Here is a 19,086-nt window from a genome sequence, read left to right on the forward strand (position 1 = left end):
AGATCCTGGTCGACCTGGGCGTGCACACCATGCGGCTGCTGACCAACAACCCCGCCAAGCGGGCCGGCCTGGAGGGCTACGGCCTGAAGATCACCGGCCGGGTGCCGCTGCCCAGCCACGTCACCGCTGAGAACCTCGCCTACCTGCGCACCAAACGCGACCGGATGGGACACCTGCTCGACATCGTGGACGACGAGGCGATCCTCACCCGCGTCTGACGGGCGGTCCGCCGCCCGGTCGTCGAAGCTGGGGGCGTGAGTGAGCAGAGCAGCGGCTACGTCACCGGCGGCGAGTACCAGCGCGACTCGACCTACATCCCCGACCGGATCACCGCCGACGGCTCCGGGGGCTGGCCGGTGGAGGCCGGCCGCTACCGGCTGGTCGCGGCGCGCGCCTGCCCGTGGGCGAACCGGGCGGTCATCGTGCGCCGGCTGCTGGGCCTGGAGAAGGTCATCTCACTGGGCCTGTGCGGGCCCACCCACGACGAGCGCAGCTGGACCTTCGACCTCGACCCCGGCGGCCGCGACCCGGTGCTGGGCTACGAGCGGCTGCAGGAGGCCTTCCTCGCCCGCTTCCCCGACTACGACCGCGGCATCACCGTGCCAGCCTTCGTCGACGTCCCCACCGGCCAGGTGGTCACCAACGACTTCGCGCAGATGACGCTGGACCTCTCCACCGAGTGGACGGCGTTCCACCGCGACGGCGCCCCCGACCTCTACCCCGAGCACCTGCGCGACGAGATGGACGACGTCATGCGGCGGGTCTACACCGAGGTCAACAACGGGGTGTACCGCTGCGGCTTCGCCGGCGACCAGGCCGCCTACGACCAGGCCCACTCCCGGCTTTGGACCGCGTTGGACTGGCTGTCCGACCGGCTGGCCGGCCGGCGGTTCCTCATGGGCGACACGATCACCGAGGCCGACGTCCGGCTGTTCACCACGCTGGCCCGCTTCGACGCCGTCTACCACGGGCACTTCAAGTGCAACCGGCAGAAGCTGACCGAGCTGCCGGTGCTGTGGGCCTACGCCCGCGACCTGTTCCAGACCCCCGGCTTCGGCGACACGATCGACTTCCCGCAGATCAAGGAGCACTACTACGTCGTCCACGCCGACATCAACCCGACCGGTGTGATCCCGCAGGGGCCGGACACGTCGGGCTGGCTGACCCCGCACGGCCGGGAGGAGCTCGGCGGCGCCCCGTTCGGCGACGGCACCCCGCCCGGGCCGGTGGCCGAGGGCGAGGAGGTCCCGGCCGACCACGGACCAGGCGGCATCGGCCACCGCTGACCCGGACGGCGCGGCACCATCGCGGGATGCGCCGCCGCGCGACCGCCGTCCTGGCCCTGCTCCTCGCGCTGCCGGCCTGCGAGGCCGGCTCGCCCGTCGCCGACCGCCGCGGGCCGGCGGACGCGACCGGGCGCGCCGCCCCGACGCAGGGCACCGGCGCGCCGGGCGGCGCGGTCCCCGGCCGCAGCGTGGTCCTGGTCGTCGGGGACGGGATGGCCGCGGCGCAGCGCGAGGCCGGCCGGCTGGACCAGGAGGGCGCCGGCGGGCAACTGGCCATGGACGCCCTGCCGGTGCGCGGCGAGCAGACCACCGACCCGGCCGGCTCCGGGGTCACCGACTCCGCCGCGGCCGCCTCCGCGTGGGCCACCGGGCAGAAGACCACCAACGGCGCGATCAGCGTCGACCCCGACGGCGACCCCCTGCCGACGCTCGGCGCCGAGGCGGCCGCCGCCGGCCTGGCGACCGGGCTGGTGACGACGGCGGAGGTCACCGACGCCACCCCCGCCGCGTTCTTCAGCAACGCCGACGACCGCAGCGAGGACGAGGACATCGGCCGCCAGTACGTGGAGGACAGCCGTCCCGCCGTCGTCCTCGGGGGCGGCGCGGGGACGTGGGAGTCCGGCGACCTCGCCGGGGAGGCGCTGGACTCCGGCTACGCGTACGTGACCGACGCCGACGGGCTGGCCGCCGCCGACGGTGGCCGGCTGCTCGGCCTGTTCGCCGACGAGGAGCTGTACGGCGACGGCGAGCCCGAGGTGTCGCTGGCCGCCATGACCGCCGCGGCGCTGGAGGTGCTCGCCGCGGACCCGGACGGGTTCTTCCTCCTCGTCGAGGAGGAGGGCGTGGACAGCGCCGGCCACGCCAACGACGACCTCGAGCTGCTGGCGGCCATGCGCTCCCTGGACGACGCGGTGGAGGTCGCCCGGGACTTCGTCGCCGGCCACCCCGAGACGCTGCTGATCGTCACCGGCGACCACGAGACCGGCGGGCTGACCGTGGACGACGGAGGTCGCGGGGACCTCCCGGTGGCCGGCAGCGGCCGCACGTTCCGGCTGCGCTGGAGCACCGGGGGCCACACCGGGGAGCCGGTGCCGGTGACCGCCGAGGGCCCGGGCAGCGAGCAGCTGGCCGGCACCTACCCGAACACGCACCTGCACGAGGTCATGCGCGCGGCCCTGCTCGGCTAGCACCCTCCGGACGGCGGGGCCGCGGCAGACGTCCCGGGCAGGCCGGCAGCCGATGCCGCTCGGGACAGGCCGGCAGCCGCCGCTCCGGTCAGGTCGACGCCGAGGACCAGCGGGTCGTGGTCGCTGGAGCGGTACGGGTCCGGCGCGTAGAGGGCGGGGTCGCCGTCGTACTGGTACGCCGCGGACTCCACCGCGTTGACGTTCCAGTGCGCCAGACCCGTGACCCGCGCGGTGAGCGACGGCGTGGCCAGTGCGTGGTCCAGCGAGCCGGACCGGCCGTCGAACACGTAGCTGTACCGGCCGGGGTCGAACCGCTCGCCGAGGTCGGTCAGGCCGGCGTCCCGCAGCGCCTGGACCGGGTCCTCCTGCGTGTAGGCGTTGAGGTCGCCGAGGACGACGACGTCCGGGTCGGTGCCGGCCAACCGCTCCACGAACGCCGCGAGCGAGCGGGCCTGCCGGACGCGGTCACCGTTCCACGCGCCCTGCCCGTCACCGGCGTCGGCGTCGTCACCGGTGGCCGCGTCGGCCGAGCCCTTCGACTTGAGGTGGTTGGCGACGACGGTGAGCGTCTCCCCGCCCGCGCTGAACGTCTGCGCGATCGGCTCGCGGGCGTTGTCCCACACCGTCTCGTCCACAAGCCCGACCGGGTCGCCGACCGGCGTGAGGACGTCGGACCGGTAGACGATCGCGTTGCGGATGACGTCGCGGTCGACGCCGTACAGCTCGGCCGGCATGGGGACGAACGCCCAGTCCTCGCCGGTGCGCCGCCCGAGCCTCGTGGTGAGGTCGGCCAGCGCGCGGTCGGCGTCGCCGGGGGCCAGGCCGGTGGAGTCGGTGTCCTCGATCTCCAGCAGGGTGACGACGTCGGCGTCCAGCCCGTCGATCGCCGCGACCACCTTGGCGGCCTGCTCCTCGAACTCCGCGTCGGTGCGGGCGCCGCGGGCGTCGGCGCCGCTGCGGGTGAGGAAGTAGTTGAGCACGTTGAACGCGCCGATCCGCAGGTCGCCCCCGACGTCGTCCGGGGTCGCCGGGCGGGTGTCCTGGCCGGCGAGCACGCCGTCCGCGGTGCCGTCGGCCGGCTGGAGCCGCCACTGGCCGAAGCCCCACCCGAGGACGACCGGCTCGGTCAGGCGGACCGTGTCGCCCACCCGCACCGGCGTCCCCGGCGACAGGTAGGGGCGGCTGGTCACGCTCACCCGGGCGCTGACCCCGTCGTCCAGGACGATGCGCCGGCGCGCGTCGTAGGCGGCCACCGCCTGCGCGGGCGGGCCGGGCCGCGCCACCTCGGTGGGCTGCACCAGCACCCCGCCCTCGGACAGCGTGAGCTCGCCGAAGCTGGTCAGGTCGAAGACGTCGCTCACGGTCAGGACGTCGGCGGGCGCCACCAGCATCCCCTCCAGGCGCTCACGGGTCCCGTCGCCCGCCGGCAGGTCGAGGACGGCGGGGGCCGGGAGCGGGGCGCCGGTCGCGCAGACGTCGACGTCCGAGGGGGCGGTGACCTGAGTCTGCCCCTGGAACTCCTGCGCCGTCCCCGACACCGCCACCGTGTCGCCCAGGGCCACCGGCACCGGGCTGAAGACGAACACCCCGTCGGAGGTGGCGTCGTCGCCGTCGCCGTCCGGGTCCTGCAGCGAGAAGCCGGAGAAGCCCGGGAGGTCGGCGACGACCACGCCGCGGACGGTGACCCGCTGCCCGTCCAGCGGGGTGGTGTCCCCGTCGCCCTGGACCTCGCCGATCTCGGTGGTCGGGTCGGCCGCGCAGTCGGCGGCGGCCGCCTGGCCCGCCGGGAGCCCGGCGAGGACGAAGGCGGCGACGCCGAGGACGGCACGGCGCGAGGGCGGGAGCACGGACGCTCCTTCCGTCGGGGGAGCGACGCTGGGCGCACTCCCGACGGTAGGTGACCCGCGCGCCGCCCGCGCGCCACGCGGTACGCCCCGGCCGGGTGCACCAGGCTGGGGCTGTGCACGACGGGAGTGCTCCCCTGCGGCTGCCGAGCGCCGGCCCCGACCTCGTCCCCGCCGAGACGGCGGTGGCGGCCGTCCTCGGCTACGCCCGCGGACGACGGCCGCTGTGGTTCCGCTCCATCGGCCGCCCGGAGGGCCGGTGGGTCAGCGTCCTGGCGTTCGGCTACGAGCGCTTCGACTCCCGGCCCCGCGGTTCCGGACCGCTCGGTGACGACGACGTCCTGACCGCCGAGGGCCTGCACGGCCGGCTCGACCCGGCGGGGTGGGCCGCCGTCCGCACCGCGATGGACGACGTCGCCCCGCTCGCCGACGCCGTGACCGAGCGGGCCGCCGGCCGGCCCTTCTGGGAGCTGCCGCCCGACGAGTTGTCGGTGCTGGGCGAGCCGGGGACGGTCGGGGCGGCGCTGCGCGACATCGGCGAGCGGGTGGCCGGGCCCTCCCGCGCCCACCTCGGGGCGGCTCTGCACCACCGCCGTCCCGAGCTGTTCCCGCTCGTGGACGCCACGACCCGCCGGCAGCTGCTGCCGCACCTCGAGGAGGGCGACAGCGGCGTCGAGGCGGTCGTGCACCGGGAGCTGGTCGCCGGCGCGGAGGCCTTCGCCGTCCTGGAGTCGACGGTGTCGGAGCTGCTGAGCGCCACCGGCGGCGTACCGCTCACCCGGTTGCGGCTGCACGACGTCCTCGTCTGGCTGTCCGGCAGCCTGCGGCTGACCCACGCGGTGGCGCTGGGGCGGGAGACCCCCGAGTGGGCCGCCTACCGCGGCTGACGGTCAGACGACGCGGATCCGGAGCCGCCGGAAGCCGCGGCCCTTGTTCTCCATCTTGGCGACCTCCACCCGGCCGACCATGGCCGTCGACGCCACGTGGGTGCCGCCGTCGGCCTGGGTGTCGAGACCCACGATGTCGACGATCCGCACCACCTCGATGTCGGGCGGCAGCAGGTTGGCCGCCGTCCGGATGATGTCGGGAATCGCGAACGCCTCCTCGCGCGGCAGGGTGCGGACCTCGATGCGGCGGTCGGCGGCGATCTCGGCGATGACCGCCTCGGCGACCCGCTCCTTGAAGTCGGCCGGCACCTCGGCCAGGTCGAAGTCCATGCGGGCGGTCAGCGGCTCCATGTTGCCGCCGGTGACCAGCGCGTCGAAGTCGCGGAAGACGACGCCGGTGAGCACGTGCAGGCCCGAGTGGGTGCGCATCAGCTGGGTGCGCCGCTCGTCGTCGAGCGCGCCCCGAACCGCCGTCCCCGGCGGCGGCAGCGGGTCGCCCTCGACCGGCACCAGGTACAGCTCGTCGCCCTTGCGGGTGCCGGCGATGCGCGTTCGGACGCCGCCCCACAGCAGCACGCCCTCGTCCGGGGGCTGGCCGCCACCGCCGGGGTAGAAGGCGCTGCGGTCGAGGACGATCCCCTGCTCCGGGTCGGCCGCCACCACGATCGCGTCCCACTCGCGGACGGTCGCGTCGGCGAGGTCGAGCCGGTGGGTGTGCCCGTGTCGGTCGGTCGCGCTGGTCACCCCGCGCATGCTGCCCGGTCGCGCCGGCCGTCCGCCAGCCTCGGGCGCCGCGGTGGGGGCGGCCTGTCTGCTCGGCTGCCGGAACTGTCGTACCCGCAGGTCGGGATGCTGGCGTGCTCGAGATGCCGCCGCCGTCGCCGCCCGTGGAGGGCGTGCCGCTGGTGGTGTGCCCGGCCGACCTGCTGGGCGGGGCGGACACCGAGCTGGAGTGCGTGGCCGACATCTGGGCCGCCGACGCCCGCGCCGCCCGCGCGGCCGCGGAGCAGGCGGTGTGGATCGCCCGGCTGGCCCGCCGGCGGCGCGTCGAGCGGCAGCAGTCGGAGTTCGGTCCGCGCGGCGGGCCGGGCCCGGATGCGGTCGACCGCCGGCCACCCTGCCTGGCCGACGTGTCGGAGACCTTCGTGCCGGAGCTGGCGCTGATCCGTGGCTGCACCGAGGCCGAGGCCGCCGTCCTGGCGGTGGAGTCGCTGGTGCTGGTCGACCGGCTGCCGGCGGTGTGGGCCGAGCTGTACGCCGGCCGGATCGACCGGCGGCGGGCGGCGGTGCTGGCCGACCTGCTCGGCGAGGTCGCCCCCGCCACCGCCGACCGCGTGCTCGCCCGCGTGCTGCCCGGCGCCGCCACCCACACCCCGCCCCAGCTGCGCGACCGCACCCGCCGGGCGCTGGCCCGGATCGACGCCGAGGCGCTGGACCGGCGCCGCGAGGCCGCCGCCCGTCGCGCCGGTGTCCGCGTCCAGCCCGTCGACGAGGGCCTGTCCGCACTCATCACCGAGCGGCCCACCCCCGAGGCGCTCGCCTGCGCCGACGCGGTGCGCCGCTACGCCGACCAGGAGCGCGCCGGCGGTGACGACCGCCCGATCGGGGTCATCCGCGCGGGCGTGGTCCGCGACCTGATCCTCCGTCCCTGGGACACCTCCCGGCCGCCGGTCACCGCCCACCTGACCGTCCACGCCGACCTGCCCGCCCTGGACCCGGCCTGCCCCGACCAGCCCGCCGCCGAGGTCGACGGCACCGTGGTGACCGCCGCCCAGTGCCGCGAGCTCCTGCAACAGCTGGGCGTGCTCGGCCTCGGCCCGGCCCCGCGCGGCGGATCCGGGCACCTCGCCCTGCACCACCCGGCCACGGGTGCCCTGCTCGCCGTCGCCACCCGCTCGGAGCTGGCCCGCGCCGCCGGTGCCACCCGCCGCCGCAGACGCCGGCGCTCGCGGAGTCGGCACGTCGACTCGTCGACACAGCCACTCGTCGAGGAGGCGACGAGGAGACCTGGCGACGCGACAACGGACCGACCCGACGGTCCCCGGCTCCGCTGTTCGCCCGACGGCCCCGGCCTGGCACCGCCACCACCGACGAGTCGCTACCGGCCCACCGCCGCCCAGCGCCGCTTCGTCCGCGCCCGCGACCGCCGCTGCCGCTGGCCCGGCTGCCGCCGCCCAGCCCCTCGCTCCGACCTGGACCACGCCCGCCCCCACGCCGACGGCGGCCCCACCGACTGCAGCAACCTGTGCTGCCTGTGCCGCACCCACCACCGCATCAAGACCTTCGCGCCCGGCTGGGTCATCCACCTCCTCGCCGACGGCCGCCTCCTCGTCCGCACGCCCTCCGGCGTCACCCGGGTCAGCGCACCACCCGGTCTCCACCCCGACCCGCTGACCGGTTGACGGGTCCGCGGCGTGGCCGCCGGAGTGCGACGCGTGGCGGCCACCCGACAGCGTGTCCCGAGACCGTTGTCAGCCCGCGCGCCGGCGAGGACGCTGAGCGACGCGGCGCTGCCGCACGGGCACCGCCGTCTCCATCGAGAGTCCCTCTGGAGAAGGAGCGGTGCATGTACGCCCGATCGACCACCATCCACGGCAACCGCGAGGCCCTGGACGACGGGATCGCCTACGTCCGGGACGAGGTCATGCCGATGGTCCAGCAGATGGACGGCTGCATCGGCCTGTCCATGCTCGCCGACCGCGAGACCGGCCACTGCATCGTCACGACGTCCTGGCGCGACAAGGAGGCGATGCACGCCAGCGCGGAAGGCGTACGGGCCTCCCGGGAGAAGGCGGCGGCGATCTTCGGCGGCCAGCCGGAGGTGCAGGAGTGGGAGATCGCGGTCATGCACCGGATGCACGAGGCCCACCACGGCGCCTGTACCCGGGTCACCTGGATCCGCGCCGACCCCGACGTCATGGACCGCACCCTCGACGCCTTCCGCATGTCGCTGATGCCGCGGATCGAGGAGCTCCCGGGGTTCTGCAGCGTCAGCCTCATGGTGCACCTGGCCGAGGGGATGGCCGTCTCCGCCGTCACCTACGACAGCCGGCTCGACATGGAGGAGACCCGCGAGCAGGCCCGCGGACTGCGTGACGAGTTCGCCCCGGCCATGGGCATCGCCATCACCGACATCGTCGAGTTCGACCTCGTGCTGGCCCACCTGCGGGTCCCCGAGACCGCCTGACCGTGCCCGCCGGCCGGTGCCCGCCCGACCGCCGGGCACCGGCCGCAGGACCGTTGCCTCCTCCGACGAGGACGAGGAGGCTCAGGCTCGCGGCGATGCCGCAGGGGCTCGCCGCCTCCCGAGAGGAGTGGTGGCCATGTACGCCCGAACGACCACCGTGCGCGGCAACCCCGGGGCGATCGACGAGGCGACCGCCTACATGCGGGACGAGACGATGCCGCAGGTGCAGCAGATGCAGGGCTTCACCGGCATGTCCATGCTCGCCGACCGCGACTCCGGCCGCTGCATCATCACGACCGCCTGGGAGACCGAGGAGGCGATGCGGGCCACGATGGACCGCGTCGCCCCGCTGCGGTCGCGCCTGGGCACGATCCTCGGCGGCCAGCCGGAGGTGCAGACCTGGGAGATCGCCGTCCTGCACCGTGAGCACCAGGCTCCCGACGGCGCCTGTACCCGGGTGACCTGGAGCCGCACCGATCCGATGAACGTGGAGCGGATCGTCGACGCCTACAAGATGAGCCTGCTGCCCCGGCTGGAGGAGATGGACGGCTTCTGCAGCGCCAGCCTGTTGATGGACCGGCGGGAGGGCCGTGGCGCCGGCTCGGTCACCTACGCCGACCGGACCATGCTGGAGCAGTCGCGCACCAACGCGACGGCGGTCCGTGAGGAGTTCGCCGCCGCGATGGGCGCGCAGATCCTCGAGGTGGCCGAGTTCGAACTGGTCCTGCACCACCTGCGGGTGCCCGAGACCGTCTGAGGAGACCCCGGGCTGGCCGGGTCAGGCCGGCCAGCCCGGCCATCCCTCACACGACGCGGGTCAGCGCCGGCCAGAGATCGTCGGGACCGTCGGACAGCAGCCCGACCCCCAGCACCGTCGACCAGGTGAGCTCCGAGCCGGCCTCGTCCCGCCACGACCAGCACCGCCGTGTGAGGTGGTGCAGCGCGTGCTCCTGGGTGAACCCGATCGCCCCGTGCACCTGGTGGGCCAGCCGGGCGACCACCTCGACCGCCGCCCCGGCGCGCACCTTCGCCGCCGCCGCGGCCAGGACGACGTCCTGCCCGCGAGCCAGCGCCTGGACGGCGGCGTCCACCAGCGCGGTGACCGCGGTGACCTCGCCGGCCATCTCCGCCAGCTCCATCTGCACGGCCTGGAAGCGCGCGATCGGCCGGCCGAACTGCTCCCGCTCGCCGGCGTACCGCACCGTCATGTCGAGCACCCGCTCCAGCGCCGCGGACAGCTGCACCGCCCGCGCCAGCGCGAACCGGGCCCGCACCTGCGCCGCCCGTGCCGGGGTCAGCAGGGCGCCACTGGCCGGTGCGCCGCCGAGCACCAGCGACCCCCGCGGCTCCCCGGCCAGGTTCCGCGCCTCGCTGGTCGCCAGCCCCTCGGCGTCGACCAGGGCGAGGACCGCGCCCTCGATGCCCGCCGGCGCCGCCGCGAGGACGGCGACGTGCCGCGCGACCCCCGACCAGGCCACGTCGGTGGTGGTGCCGGTGAGCGTCCAGCGCCCCGGCCCGTCACCGTCGTCCACCGGCTCGGCGTGGACCACGCCGTCCGTGGCGACGGTCAGCGGCTCCTCCGGCGAGGGCAGGTCCAGGCCGGCGGCGAGCAGCGCGGGGCCGGCCACCAGCAGCTGCTCGGCCACCGGGACGGCGGCCGCGCCGGCGGCGAGCGTGCGCACGACGGCGACCGCGTCGGCGACCTCGCCGCCCGAGCCGCCGGCCTCCTCGGGCAGCCCCACCCCGGTCAGCCCGGCCGCGGCCAGGTCGGCCCAGAGGCCGGCGTCCCACGGGCGGTCGGCGGTGAGGACGAAGGGCTCGTGCGCGGCGAGGATGTCCCGGACGGTCCCGACCACCAGGTCCAGCTCGCTCACCGCAGCCCCAGCCCGCGCGCCACGATCCCCCGCAGGATCTCGTTGGTCCCGCCCCGCAGCGTGTAGCCCGGGGCGTGCAGCTGCGCCTCGGCCAGCGCCCGGCCGAGCGGGTCCGGGGAGTCCAGCGACGGGATCACCGCCACCACCCGCCGGATCTCGTCGACGACGTCGGCCTCGAACGTCGTCCCCACGTCCTTGACCAGCGCGGCGGGGAGGTCGGGCAGCTCTCCCCGGTCGAGCGCGGCCGCGATCCGCAGGGACAGCTGCCGCAGCGCCAGCAGCCGCGCCGAGAGCCGGCCGAGGGTCGCCTGCTGCGCGGTGTCGCCGGAGTCGCAGGCGCGGCGGGCGAACTCGGCGATCAGCGGATAGGTCGACAGGAACCGCTCCGGACCCGACCGCTCGAACGCCAGCTCCGCGGTCACCTGGTGCCAGCCCGCCCCCTCCTCGCCGAGCAGCATGTCGCCGGGGACGACGACGTCGTCGAACACCACCTCGTTGAAGTGGTGACCCCCGTCGAGGATGCGGATCGGGTTGACCGTGATCCCCGGCAGCGAGAGGTCCACCAGCAGCTGGGAGAGCCCGGCGTGCCGGTGCGCCGGATCCGGCGGCGCGGTGCGCACGAGCACGATCCCGTAGTGGGAGGCGTGCGCGTTCGACGTCCACACCTTCGCGCCGGTGACCACCCAGTCGCCGTCGGCGTTGCGGGTGGCCCGGGTGCGGATGGAGGCGAGGTCGGAGCCGGAGTCCGGCTCGCTCATCCCGATGACGAAGTAGCACTCCCCCGCGGCGATCCGCGGCAGGATCTCCTGCCGCTGCGCCTCGGTGCCGTAGCGCAGCAGGTTCGGCCCGGACTGCCGGTCGGCGATCCAGTGCGCCGCCACCGGCGCCCCGGCGGCCAGCAGCTCCTCGGTGACCGCGTACCGCTCCATCGCCGAGCGCTCGTGCCCGCCGTAGCGCTTCGGCCAGGTCATGCCGAGCCAGCCGCGCGCGCCCAGCTTCCGGGAGAACGCCGGGTCGACCCCGGACAGCCAGGTGTCGACGTGCGTGGTGAAGGTGCCCGCGGCCAGCTCCGCGGCGAGGAACTCCCGCACCTCCGCGCGCACCCGTTCGGCGGCCTCGGACGGCGGCGCGGGCGCCAGGCCCAGCGAGCTGCTCATGCGGCGCTATCCCCCCAGGTCGGTGACGACGTCGGTTCTACAGGCCCCCGCCGACGACGGCCTCCCCAGAGCGCGACCGGGTCACTCGCTCGTGGCGTCGTCCTCGGGATCGGGGGCGCGGGTGAGCTGGCGCAGCTCGGAGACGACGTCCCCGGCGACGGTGGCCAGCGAGCTCACCGCGCCGGTCACCAGGCGCCGCACCCCGCCGCCGTCCAGCCCGATGAGCGCGCCGAAACCGGCCGCGACGTCCACCCCGGGGAACGACGTCGCCTGGGTCTGCGCGTGTCCGTCGGCCAGCTCGGGCGACCAGCGCATCGCGTCACCGGACATCGTGATGTCACCGGTGGCACCGTCGATGGCGTCCGTCACCGGGTTCGGGGAACGTTCCATGGCCGCCTCCCGCGCCGCACGTGCCCTCCAGCGATGGTCGCGCGCCGGGGCCGTCCCGCGCTAGGGCAGCCGCGTGATCGCCAGGAGCGCCACGTCGTCGCCGCGGTCCCCACCGACGAGGTCCTCCAGAAGCTGGTCGCACAGCCGGTCGGGATCGGCCGTGGGGGGGGGGGGGGGGGGGGGGGGGGGGGGGGGGGGGGGGGGGGGGCGGGGCGGGGCCCCCCCCCCCCCCCACCTCCAGCAACGCGTCGAGCCCGACGTCCAGGTCCGCGTCGCGGCTCTCCACCAGCCCGTCGGTGTAGAGCAGCAGCGTCGCGCCCGGCGGCAGCACCCCCGCCCACTCGGCCGCCGGCGCGGGCGCAGGCGGTGCCCCGAGCATCCGGCTCGGCCGGACGTCGAGCAGCTCGGCGTGCCCCTCGGCGACCAGCAGCGGCGGCAGGTGCCCGGCCGAGGCGATGCGCAGCTGACCGGTCGCCGGGTCGAGCGAGGCGAACAGCGCGGTCGCCATCCGCTGCAACCCCAGCAGCGACCACCCCGCCTGCAGCCGGTCGATGACCGCGCTCGGGGGCGGCCGGTCGGCCAGCAGCGCCCGGTAGACGCCGCGCAGCTGCCCCATGACCGCGGCGGCGGTGATGTCGTGGCCGACGACGTCGCCGACGGCCAGCCCCACCTCGGTGCCCGGCAGCGGGACGACGTCGTAGAAGTCCCCGCCGACGTCGGCGCCGAGGCTGGCCGCCACGTACCGGACGGCGACCGCGAGCCCGGGCACCGACGGCGGCACCGGCGGCAGCAGGTTGCGCTGCAGCGTGTGCGACGTGAGCGCCTCCCGCTCGAAGCGCTGGGCCTTGTCCACGACCAGCGACACCTGCAGCGCCAGCTGCTCGGCCACCTCGACGTCCGCGGCGGTGAACGGCCCGCGCCGCCGGTCGGCGCCCAGGGTCAGCACGCCCAGCGCCCGCCCCTCCGCCATGAGGGGCACGCACACCAGCGACCGCAGGTCCAGCGACCGCGCGATCTCCAGGTGCCGCTCGTCGGTGGTGATCTCGACCAGGAACCGGTCGGTGATCTCCCGCACCCACACCGTCCGGCCCTCCACCATCGCCCGCACGCTGGGGTGCGGCCCGCTCCGGAGCGGCAGGTGGCGCTCCTGGAGCTCGGCGAGGTCGGCCTGCCGGCGGGGGTCCCCGTGCCGCGCGGCGGGCCGGGCGGGCCCGTGCTCGGTGGCGAGGTCGATGACGCAGACGTCGGCCAGCCGGGGCACCGCCAGCTCGGCCAGCCGCTCGGCGGTCTCGGTCACCCCGACGGCGGAGGCCATCAGCCGGGCCGCGTCGAGGAGGAACGCCGAGCGCCCCGCCTGCCGCGCCGTCTCCTCGTACAACCGGACCCGCTCCAGCGCCTGACCCGCCTGCCGGCCGACCGTGTCGAGCAGCTCCACGTCGGCCCGGGGCAGCGTCCCGCGCCGGCCGGGCTCGGTGAGCTCGATCAGCTCGCTGTCACCCCGCGCACCGAGCAGCAGGACCAGCGCCCCGAGGTGCCGGCTGTCGGCGTTCACCGCGACCACGACGAGCGCCTCCTGGCCGGCGTCGTCCATGGCGCGGGCGAGGTCGGGCCACACCGCCTGCAGGCCCGCGCCGAGCGGCACGGTGTGCACCCCGCCGCCGCGCACCAGCTCCGCGCCCCCGGCCGCGGCCGCCCCCATCGCGGACAGCAGCTCCTCGGGGATCCCGTCGCTGGCGACCAGCTCGACCGGCGGCATCGACGTCCCCGGGCGGTCGGCGGCGCGCCGCTCGTCGGCCAGCCACAGCCCCGCCCCGCTGGCGCCGACGGCCTCCCGCGCCCGGGTCACCACGACGTCGGCCACCTCGCGGGCGGTGGTCGCGCGGGCCAGCTCGGAGACGACCCGCTGCACCGTGTGCGACCGCGCCTCGGACTCGGCGGCCGCGCGCTGGGCGGCCAGCAGGGCGCGCTCGTACCGGCGACGCGAGGTGGCCTCGAACACCGTCGCCCGCAGCAGCAGCGGCGCGCCGGTGTCGTCGCGCACCTCGACGACGTTCACCAGGCACGGCAGCAGCGCCCCGTCGCCCCGGACGACGTCGAGCGCCACCTCCCGCACCCCGCCCTGCATCCGCAGCAGCGGCGCCATGTGGGTCTCGTAGAACACCCGGCCGCCGATGCTGAGCAGCTCCTGGAAGCGAGTGCCGAGCAGCTCCCCGGCGTCCCGGCCGGTCCACTCGCAGAAGGTGCGGTTGACCTTGACCACCCGGCCGTCCGGGAGCATGGAGACGTAGCCGCACGGCGCGCTCTCGTAGAGGTCGGCGGGGTCCTCGTCGAGCAGCCGGTACAGCCCGGCCGGGCGGTCGGGTGGCTGCGGGTCGCTGCGTTCGTCCATGGCCGGGCTCAGCAGGAGAGGAAGGCCCGGATCGCCGCCGTGGTCTCCTCCGGCGCGGACAGGTGCGGGCAGTGCCCCGTGGCGGCCAGCTGGGTGAAGACGCTGCCGGGCACCTGCGCGTGCACGTAGCGGCCCACGACCTCCGGCGCGATCGCGTCCGCGGTGCACTGCAGCACCAGCGTGGGCACGCAGACGCCGGGCAGGTCGGCGCGGTTGTCGGAGAGGAACGTGACGCGGGCGAAGTGGCGGGCGATGTCGGGGTCGGTGCGGCAGAAGCTGTTGGCCAGCTCCTCGGTGAGCTCCGGCCGGTCGGGGTTGCCCATGATCACCGGGGCCATGGCCCGCGACCAGCCGAGGTGGTTGCTGTCGAGGGAGTCCAGCAGGCCGGCGATGTCGGCGCGGGTGAAGCCGCCGGTGTAGTCGCCGTCGTCGACGTAGCGCGGGTTCGGCCCGACCATCACCAGCGCCCCGAACAGGTCGGGGGCCCGCTGCACAGCCAGGACGCCGATCATCGCGCTGACCGAGTGGCCCACGAAGACGACGTCGGTGAGCTCGAGCTCGCGGCACAGCTCGACGACGTCCGCGGCGTACCCGCGCAGCGACCCGTACTTGGCCGGGTCGTAGGCGGTGAGGTCGGACTGCCCGGACCCGACGTGGTCGAACAGGACGACGCGGTGGTCGACCTCGAACTCCGGGACGACGAAGCGCCACATCGACTGGTCACAGCCGTAGCCGTGTGCGAGGACCATGGGCCGACCGCCAGGGACGCCGCTGACGCGGACCCGGTTGCGCGTGACCACACCCACCGGCTGACGGTAACCGCATCGGACCGCCCGTGTCCCCCGCGGCCGCGACCGGAGACCGACCGCGGCGGGTGCGGCGTCCGTCGCGCGACGGGAGCGCCGTCCGCCGGGGTCGAGATCCCGTCGTCCCGGCCCGGTCGGGACGGGGAACCCTGTTGTCCGGGACGGCGGCGTCCCTACCGTCCTCGCCGTCCACGACCAACCCGACGCTGACGAGGTGCCCCATGACCGCCGCCGCGGTCCTCTCCCACCCCGCTCCCCCGACCGCCGCCGCAGCGGCTCCCCTCCCCGTCCCCGCGGCCGTCCCCGGTCCGGCCGCGGCGCACCAGCGCGTGCTGCACCAGCTGGTTCGCCGCGAGCTGCACCTGCTGGCGGAGCTGGCCGGCTGGGCACCGGCCGACGAGGCCGGCCGGACCCGGGCCCTCACCCGCCACGCCGACCTGGTGGGCCGCCTGCTGCTGCAGCACCACGCGACGGAGCGGGAGCAGCTCTGGCCGGCGCTGCTCCGGGCGCTGCCGGGGGACCGGTCCGACGCGGCCCGGCGGACCGTGGCCGACTGGACGGCGCGCACCGCCGGCCTGGACTCCCGGCTGCGCGACCTGTCCACCGCCGCCCGGCAGTGGGCCGTCGCCGGCACCCTCCCGGCACGGGACGCCTTCGCCGTCGCCTGCCTGGGGCTCGCGCGCGCCGTCGACGCGCACACCGCCGCGGAGGAGCGGGAGCTGTTGCCCCTGTTGGCCGAGCTCCCTCCCGGGGCGTGGGCTGCCGTCGCCCGGACCGCGCGCTGCGGGCTGACCCGCCGGGAGCGGCTGTTCGTCCTCGGGATGGCGCTCGAGGACGCCTGCCCCGGCGACCGCGCCCGCCTGCTCGCGGGCGTCTCCCCACTGTCCCGCCTGGCGTGGCGGCTGGCCGGGCGGGGCCGCTACCGCGCCGCCGTCGTCCGGCTGCGCGGGGCGCCCCCTGCCGCCTCCTGACCGGGACGGCCCCCTGCAGGGGCCCGCCGCGAGCCTGCGAGCGGTGGGAGGCAGGGGGTCCTTCTAGTAGCGGGAGGTGCCGCAGTCGGCGCAGCGCTTGCGCGGCGGGTGGGTGACCCCCTGGCAGTTGGGGCAGGTCCAGGCGCTGCGCTCGGGGCGCGGGCGGGTCCGCGTCCCGGAGCTGCGACGGGTCCGGCGGGAGATGGTCTGCGTCGTCATGAGTGCCTCCTCGGGTGTACGCGGACGACGCTAGGGAGGCGACGTGTCACGGAGGTGACCTCCGGGTTGCCGTCCTGATCGCCCGGTGTGACCTCGGCGGCAGCGTCAGCGCGACCAGCAGGCGGGCACCCACGTCCCGGGCGTGGGCGGGAGCGCCTGCCCCCACGGTCGGGAATGCGGGGGCACCATGGGCGTTTGCCTTGTCCCGTGCCTGTTCCGTTGCAGGACGACGCCGACAGAGAGAGCGCAGTGCCGACGACGCAGCCCGAGGTCGTTCCCCATCCGGACATCGAAGCCGAACAGCAGTACGTGAAGGAGCTCTACGGCCGCCTCGACGCGGCCCGTGACCTGGCCTCCCACCGGCTCAAGCAGGCCATCTCCTGGCCCGCGGTCGACCCGCAGGCGCTGCAGGAGCGCGACGCCACCGTGCGGTTCCAGACCGAGCGGGTCACCGCCCTCGACGCCGCCGAGGCGGGCCTGTGCGTGGGCCGCATCGACCGCAGCGAGGACGGCCCGCTCTACATCGGCCGGATCGGCCTGGCCGCCGACGACGCCGGCGGCGACCCCGCCCTCGTCGACTGGCGCGCGCCCGCGGCCCGGCCCTTCTACACCGCCACCCCGGTGCACCCGCTCGGCGTCTCCCGCCGCCGGCACATCCGCACCCGCGGGCGCACCGTCGTCCGGCTGGACGACGAGGTCCTCACCGGCGGGGTCGCCGGCTCCGACCTCACCGGCGAGGCCGCGCTCATGGCCGCGCTGGACACCGCCCGCACCGGCCGGATGACCGACATCGTCCGCACCATCCAGGCCGAGCAGGACCGCATCATCCGCGCCGACGACCGCGGCGTCCTCGTCGTCCAGGGCGGCCCGGGCACGGGCAAGACCGCCGTCGCGCTGCACCGCGCGGCCTACCTGCTCTACACCCACCGCGAGCGCCTGGCCCGCCGCGGCCTGCTCGTCGTCGGCCCGACGCCGACCTTCCTGCGCTACATCGCCGACGTGCTGCCCTCCCTCGGCGAGACCGGCGTGCTGCTGTCCGGGCTCGGCCAGCTGCGGCCCGGTCTGGACGCCCGCGGCGAGGAGGCGCCGGAGGTCGCCGCCGTCAAGGGCCGGCTGGAGATGGTCGGGGTGCTGGAGGTCGCCGTCGCCGACCGGCAGGTCGTGCCCGACGGCCCCCGCGAGCTCACGATCGACGGCTTCGCGCTGCGGCTGCGCCCCATCGACGTGCGGCGGGCCCAGGCCGCCGCCCGCAAGGCCGACCGGCTGCACAACCTCGCCCGCCCGCACTTCGCCCGCCGCATCGTCGACACGCTCGCCAAGCGCTACGCGGAGCGGATCGGCGCCGACGTCCGCGGCGGGGTGAACCTGCTCGACCGGGAGGACCTCGCCGCCCTGCGCAAGGAGGTCGCCGAGGACCACGCCGTCCGCGCGCTGGTCGAGGAGCTGTGGCCGGTGCTCACCCCCGAGCGGCTGCTGCGCGACCTCTACGCCGACCCGGCCCGCATCGAGCGCGCCACCCCGGAGTGGGACGACGCGACGCGGGCGCTCCTGCACCGGCCGCGCACCGCAGCGTGGACGCCGGCCGACGTCCCGCTGCTGGAGGAGGCCGAGGAGCTGCTCGGGTTCGACGACAGCGCGCAGCGCGCCCGCGCCGAGCGGGACCGCCGCCGCCGGCTGGCCGAGGCCCAGGAGACCCTCGACGTGCTGCACGGCTCGCGGTCGGTCGACCTGGAGGACGAGCACCTCGAGGCCGAGGTGCTCAGCGCCGGCGACCTGATCGGCGCCGAGGAGCTGGCCGAGCGGCACCAGGCGGTCGACACCCGCACCACCGCGGAGCGGGCAGCGGCCGACCGCACCTGGACCTTCGGCCACGTCGTCGTCGACGAGGCCCAGGAGCTCTCCCCCATGGCGTGGCGGCTGCTGGTCCGCCGCTGCCCGACCCGGTCGATGACCGCCGTCGGCGATCTCGCGCAGACGGGCACCCTGGCCGGCGCGTCGGCGTGGGCCTCGACGCTGGAGCCGCACGTCGGGGACGCGTGGCGGCTGGAGGAGCTGACCGTCAACTACCGGACGCCGGCCGAGATCATGGCCGTCGCCGCCGACGTGCTCGCTGCCGGCGGCACGGGCGCGACCGCGCCGCGGTCGGTCCGGCCGGGCACCGAGGCCCCGTGGGCCGAGGTGACCGGCGCCGGGCAGCTGACCGGCCGGGCCGCCGACGTGGTGGCCGGGTGGGCGCGGCACGAGGGCACCACCGCGGTCATCGTGCCGGCCAGCCGGGTGGCCGAGGTCGCCGCCGCGCTCGCCGAGCGGGTGGACGGCGTCTCCTCCGGTCCCGACGCCGACTCCTCCCTCGGCCCGGTGGTGATCACCCCGACCGAGGCCAAGGGCCTGGAGTTCGACGCGGTGCTGCTGGTCGACCCGCAGGGGGTGCTCGACGAGGGGGTGCGCGGCCACAACGACCTCTACGTCGCGCTCACCCGCTCGACGCAGCGGCTCGGCGTCCTCTCCCCCGGCCCGCTGCCCGCGGAGCTGGACCGGCTCGGCTGAAGCCCGCCGGGGCCGGCGTCGTCCGGCCCCGGTTCAGCGGCGGACGGTGGGGTGCCCGGCGGGGCGGTGCCGCCGGTGCACGTGGGCGAGCGCCTCGGTGACGGCGGCGAGCAGGGCAGCGCCGATGAGCACGAGCACGCCGAGGCCGACCAGACCCATGCCGCCGGTGGTGGCGAGGTCGATCTCGGCCCAGACCAGGCCGACCACGAGCATCAGCAACCCGACGACGCCGGCCAGCGGTGCCAGCCACCTGCCCATCCCGAACCTCCCCCGGGAACGCCTTCCCCCGGCGATCCCGGCCCGATGACACCACGGACCGGGCTGACCCGGTTCCGGCACCGG

At 76.2% G+C, this 19,086-nt stretch carries 17 protein-coding genes and 1 pseudogene; 9 read left to right on the forward strand and 9 right to left on the reverse strand.

The annotated features are described in order from the left end of the window. The 3 genes and pseudogenes from ACI784_RS16385 to ACI784_RS16395 form a co-directional block, all read left to right on the forward strand. A pseudogene (locus tag ACI784_RS16385) lies at window positions 1-218 on the forward strand (bifunctional 3,4-dihydroxy-2-butanone-4-phosphate synthase/GTP cyclohydrolase II); the annotation flags it as partial. A gap of 36 nt (window positions 219-254) precedes the next feature. Next, the gene (locus ACI784_RS16390) at window positions 255-1,286 is read left to right on the forward strand and encodes a glutathione S-transferase family protein (protein WP_457014162.1); all 1,032 of its coding nucleotides are present in this window, start codon (window positions 255-257) and stop codon (window positions 1,284-1,286) included. A gap of 26 nt (window positions 1,287-1,312) precedes the next feature. Further along, window positions 1,313-2,473 carry an alkaline phosphatase gene (locus ACI784_RS16395; RefSeq protein ID WP_457014163.1) on the forward strand — a complete coding sequence of 387 codons (1,161 nt, stop codon included), beginning with the start codon at window positions 1,313-1,315 and terminating at the stop codon, window positions 2,471-2,473. Here ACI784_RS16395 and ACI784_RS16400 read toward each other — a convergent pair. Then, window positions 2,470-4,320: an ExeM/NucH family extracellular endonuclease gene (locus ACI784_RS16400; RefSeq protein WP_457014164.1), complete on the reverse strand. Its 1,851-nt coding sequence runs from the start codon at window positions 4,318-4,320 to the stop codon at window positions 2,470-2,472. The two genes, ACI784_RS16395 and ACI784_RS16400, sit on opposite strands and share 4 nt — an antisense overlap. A 113-nt stretch (window positions 4,321-4,433) precedes the next feature. On the opposite strand from ACI784_RS16400, the gene ACI784_RS16405 reads away from it, so the two are divergent. Then, on the forward strand, window positions 4,434-5,204 hold the full coding sequence (locus tag ACI784_RS16405; RefSeq protein ID WP_457014165.1) for a DUF6308 family protein: 771 nt from the start codon (window positions 4,434-4,436) through the stop codon (window positions 5,202-5,204). Window positions 5,205-5,207: 3 nt separating this feature from the next. Here the strand turns inward: ACI784_RS16405 and ACI784_RS16410 are convergent, their stop codons facing one another. Next, window positions 5,208-5,948: an alanyl-tRNA editing protein gene (locus ACI784_RS16410; RefSeq protein WP_457014166.1), complete on the reverse strand. Its 741-nt coding sequence runs from the start codon at window positions 5,946-5,948 to the stop codon at window positions 5,208-5,210. A gap of 122 nt (window positions 5,949-6,070) precedes the next feature. Between ACI784_RS16410 and ACI784_RS16415 the strand changes: the two genes are divergently transcribed. From ACI784_RS16415 to ACI784_RS16425, 3 genes are all read left to right on the forward strand, one after another. Next, entirely contained in the window at window positions 6,071-7,606 is a 1,536-nt protein-coding gene (locus ACI784_RS16415) for a DUF222 domain-containing protein (protein ID WP_457014218.1), read from the forward strand. A gap of 164 nt (window positions 7,607-7,770) precedes the next feature. Beyond that, entirely contained in the window at window positions 7,771-8,391 is a 621-nt protein-coding gene (locus ACI784_RS16420) for an antibiotic biosynthesis monooxygenase (RefSeq protein WP_457014167.1), read from the forward strand. Window positions 8,392-8,527: 136 nt separating this feature from the next. After that, window positions 8,528-9,148, forward strand: coding sequence for a hypothetical protein (locus ACI784_RS16425; protein ID WP_457014168.1), 621 nt, complete (start codon window positions 8,528-8,530; stop codon window positions 9,146-9,148). Window positions 9,149-9,194: 46 nt separating this feature from the next. Here ACI784_RS16425 and ACI784_RS16430 read toward each other — a convergent pair whose 3' ends face one another. The 5 genes from ACI784_RS16430 to ACI784_RS16450 all read right to left on the reverse strand — a co-directional run bounded on the left by ACI784_RS16430 (window position 9,195) and on the right by ACI784_RS16450 (window position 15,007). Further along, window positions 9,195-10,265 (reverse strand): acyl-CoA dehydrogenase family protein, encoded by a 1,071-nt coding sequence (locus ACI784_RS16430; protein ID WP_456925856.1) that lies wholly within the window; start codon window positions 10,263-10,265, stop codon window positions 9,195-9,197. Beyond that, a complete protein-coding gene (locus ACI784_RS16435; protein WP_456925855.1) occupies window positions 10,262-11,422 on the reverse strand; it encodes an acyl-CoA dehydrogenase family protein in 1,161 nt (386 codons plus the stop codon). Before ACI784_RS16435 ends, ACI784_RS16430 begins: the two co-directional genes overlap by 4 nt. Before the next feature lie 81 nt (window positions 11,423-11,503). Beyond that, window positions 11,504-11,812 (reverse strand): hypothetical protein, encoded by a 309-nt coding sequence (locus ACI784_RS16440; RefSeq protein ID WP_456925854.1) that lies wholly within the window; start codon window positions 11,810-11,812, stop codon window positions 11,504-11,506. After that, window positions 11,760-14,201, reverse strand: a complete 2,442-nt coding sequence (locus ACI784_RS16445; protein WP_457014169.1) for a SpoIIE family protein phosphatase — start codon at window positions 14,199-14,201, stop codon at window positions 11,760-11,762. Before ACI784_RS16445 ends, ACI784_RS16440 begins: the two co-directional genes overlap by 53 nt. 8 nt (window positions 14,202-14,209) lie before the next feature. After that, window positions 14,210-15,007: an alpha/beta fold hydrolase gene (locus ACI784_RS16450; protein ID WP_457014171.1), complete on the reverse strand. Its 798-nt coding sequence runs from the start codon at window positions 15,005-15,007 to the stop codon at window positions 14,210-14,212. Window positions 15,008-15,228: 221 nt separating this feature from the next. Between ACI784_RS16450 and ACI784_RS16455 the strand changes: the two genes are divergently transcribed. Next, a complete protein-coding gene (locus tag ACI784_RS16455) occupies window positions 15,229-15,978 on the forward strand; it encodes a hemerythrin domain-containing protein (protein WP_457014172.1) in 750 nt (249 codons plus the stop codon). Window positions 15,979-16,041: 63 nt separating this feature from the next. Here ACI784_RS16455 and ACI784_RS16460 read toward each other — a convergent pair whose 3' ends face one another. After that, window positions 16,042-16,197, reverse strand: coding sequence for a hypothetical protein (locus tag ACI784_RS16460; protein WP_456924407.1), 156 nt, complete (start codon window positions 16,195-16,197; stop codon window positions 16,042-16,044). Window positions 16,198-16,446: 249 nt separating this feature from the next. On the opposite strand from ACI784_RS16460, the gene ACI784_RS16465 reads away from it, so the two are divergent. Beyond that, a complete protein-coding gene (locus ACI784_RS16465; RefSeq protein WP_457014173.1) occupies window positions 16,447-18,744 on the forward strand; it encodes a HelD family protein in 2,298 nt (765 codons plus the stop codon). 33 nt (window positions 18,745-18,777) lie between these two features. On the opposite strand, the gene ACI784_RS16470 is transcribed toward ACI784_RS16465, so the two are convergent. Next, entirely contained in the window at window positions 18,778-19,002 is a 225-nt protein-coding gene (locus ACI784_RS16470) for a hypothetical protein (RefSeq protein WP_456924405.1), read from the reverse strand. Window positions 19,003-19,086 lie beyond the last annotated feature (84 nt).

The organism is Geodermatophilus sp. SYSU D01186, assembly GCF_054050215.1.

Bases quoted from the DNA above. Each gene is read 5' to 3' on its own strand.
- ACI784_RS16415 (WP_457014218.1), top strand. From the start codon at position 6,071: ATGCCGCCGCCGTCGCCGCCCGTGGAGGGCGTGCCGCTGGTGGTGTGC.
- ACI784_RS16440 (WP_456925854.1), bottom strand. From the start codon at position 11,812: ATGGAACGTTCCCCGAACCCGGTGACGGACGCCATCGACGGTGCCACC.
- ACI784_RS16445 (WP_457014169.1), bottom strand. From the start codon at position 14,201: ATGGACGAACGCAGCGACCCGCAGCCACCCGACCGCCCGGCCGGGCTG.
- ACI784_RS16470 (WP_456924405.1), bottom strand. From the start codon at position 19,002: ATGGGCAGGTGGCTGGCACCGCTGGCCGGCGTCGTCGGGTTGCTGATG.
- ACI784_RS16425 (WP_457014168.1), top strand. From the start codon at position 8,528: ATGTACGCCCGAACGACCACCGTGCGCGGCAACCCCGGGGCGATCGAC.
- ACI784_RS16420 (WP_457014167.1), top strand. From the start codon at position 7,771: ATGTACGCCCGATCGACCACCATCCACGGCAACCGCGAGGCCCTGGAC.
- ACI784_RS16460 (WP_456924407.1), bottom strand. From the start codon at position 16,197: ATGACGACGCAGACCATCTCCCGCCGGACCCGTCGCAGCTCCGGGACG.
- ACI784_RS16435 (WP_456925855.1), bottom strand. From the start codon at position 11,422: ATGAGCAGCTCGCTGGGCCTGGCGCCCGCGCCGCCGTCCGAGGCCGCC.
- ACI784_RS16455 (WP_457014172.1), top strand. From the start codon at position 15,229: ATGACCGCCGCCGCGGTCCTCTCCCACCCCGCTCCCCCGACCGCCGCC.
- ACI784_RS16395 (WP_457014163.1), top strand. From the start codon at position 1,313: ATGCGCCGCCGCGCGACCGCCGTCCTGGCCCTGCTCCTCGCGCTGCCG.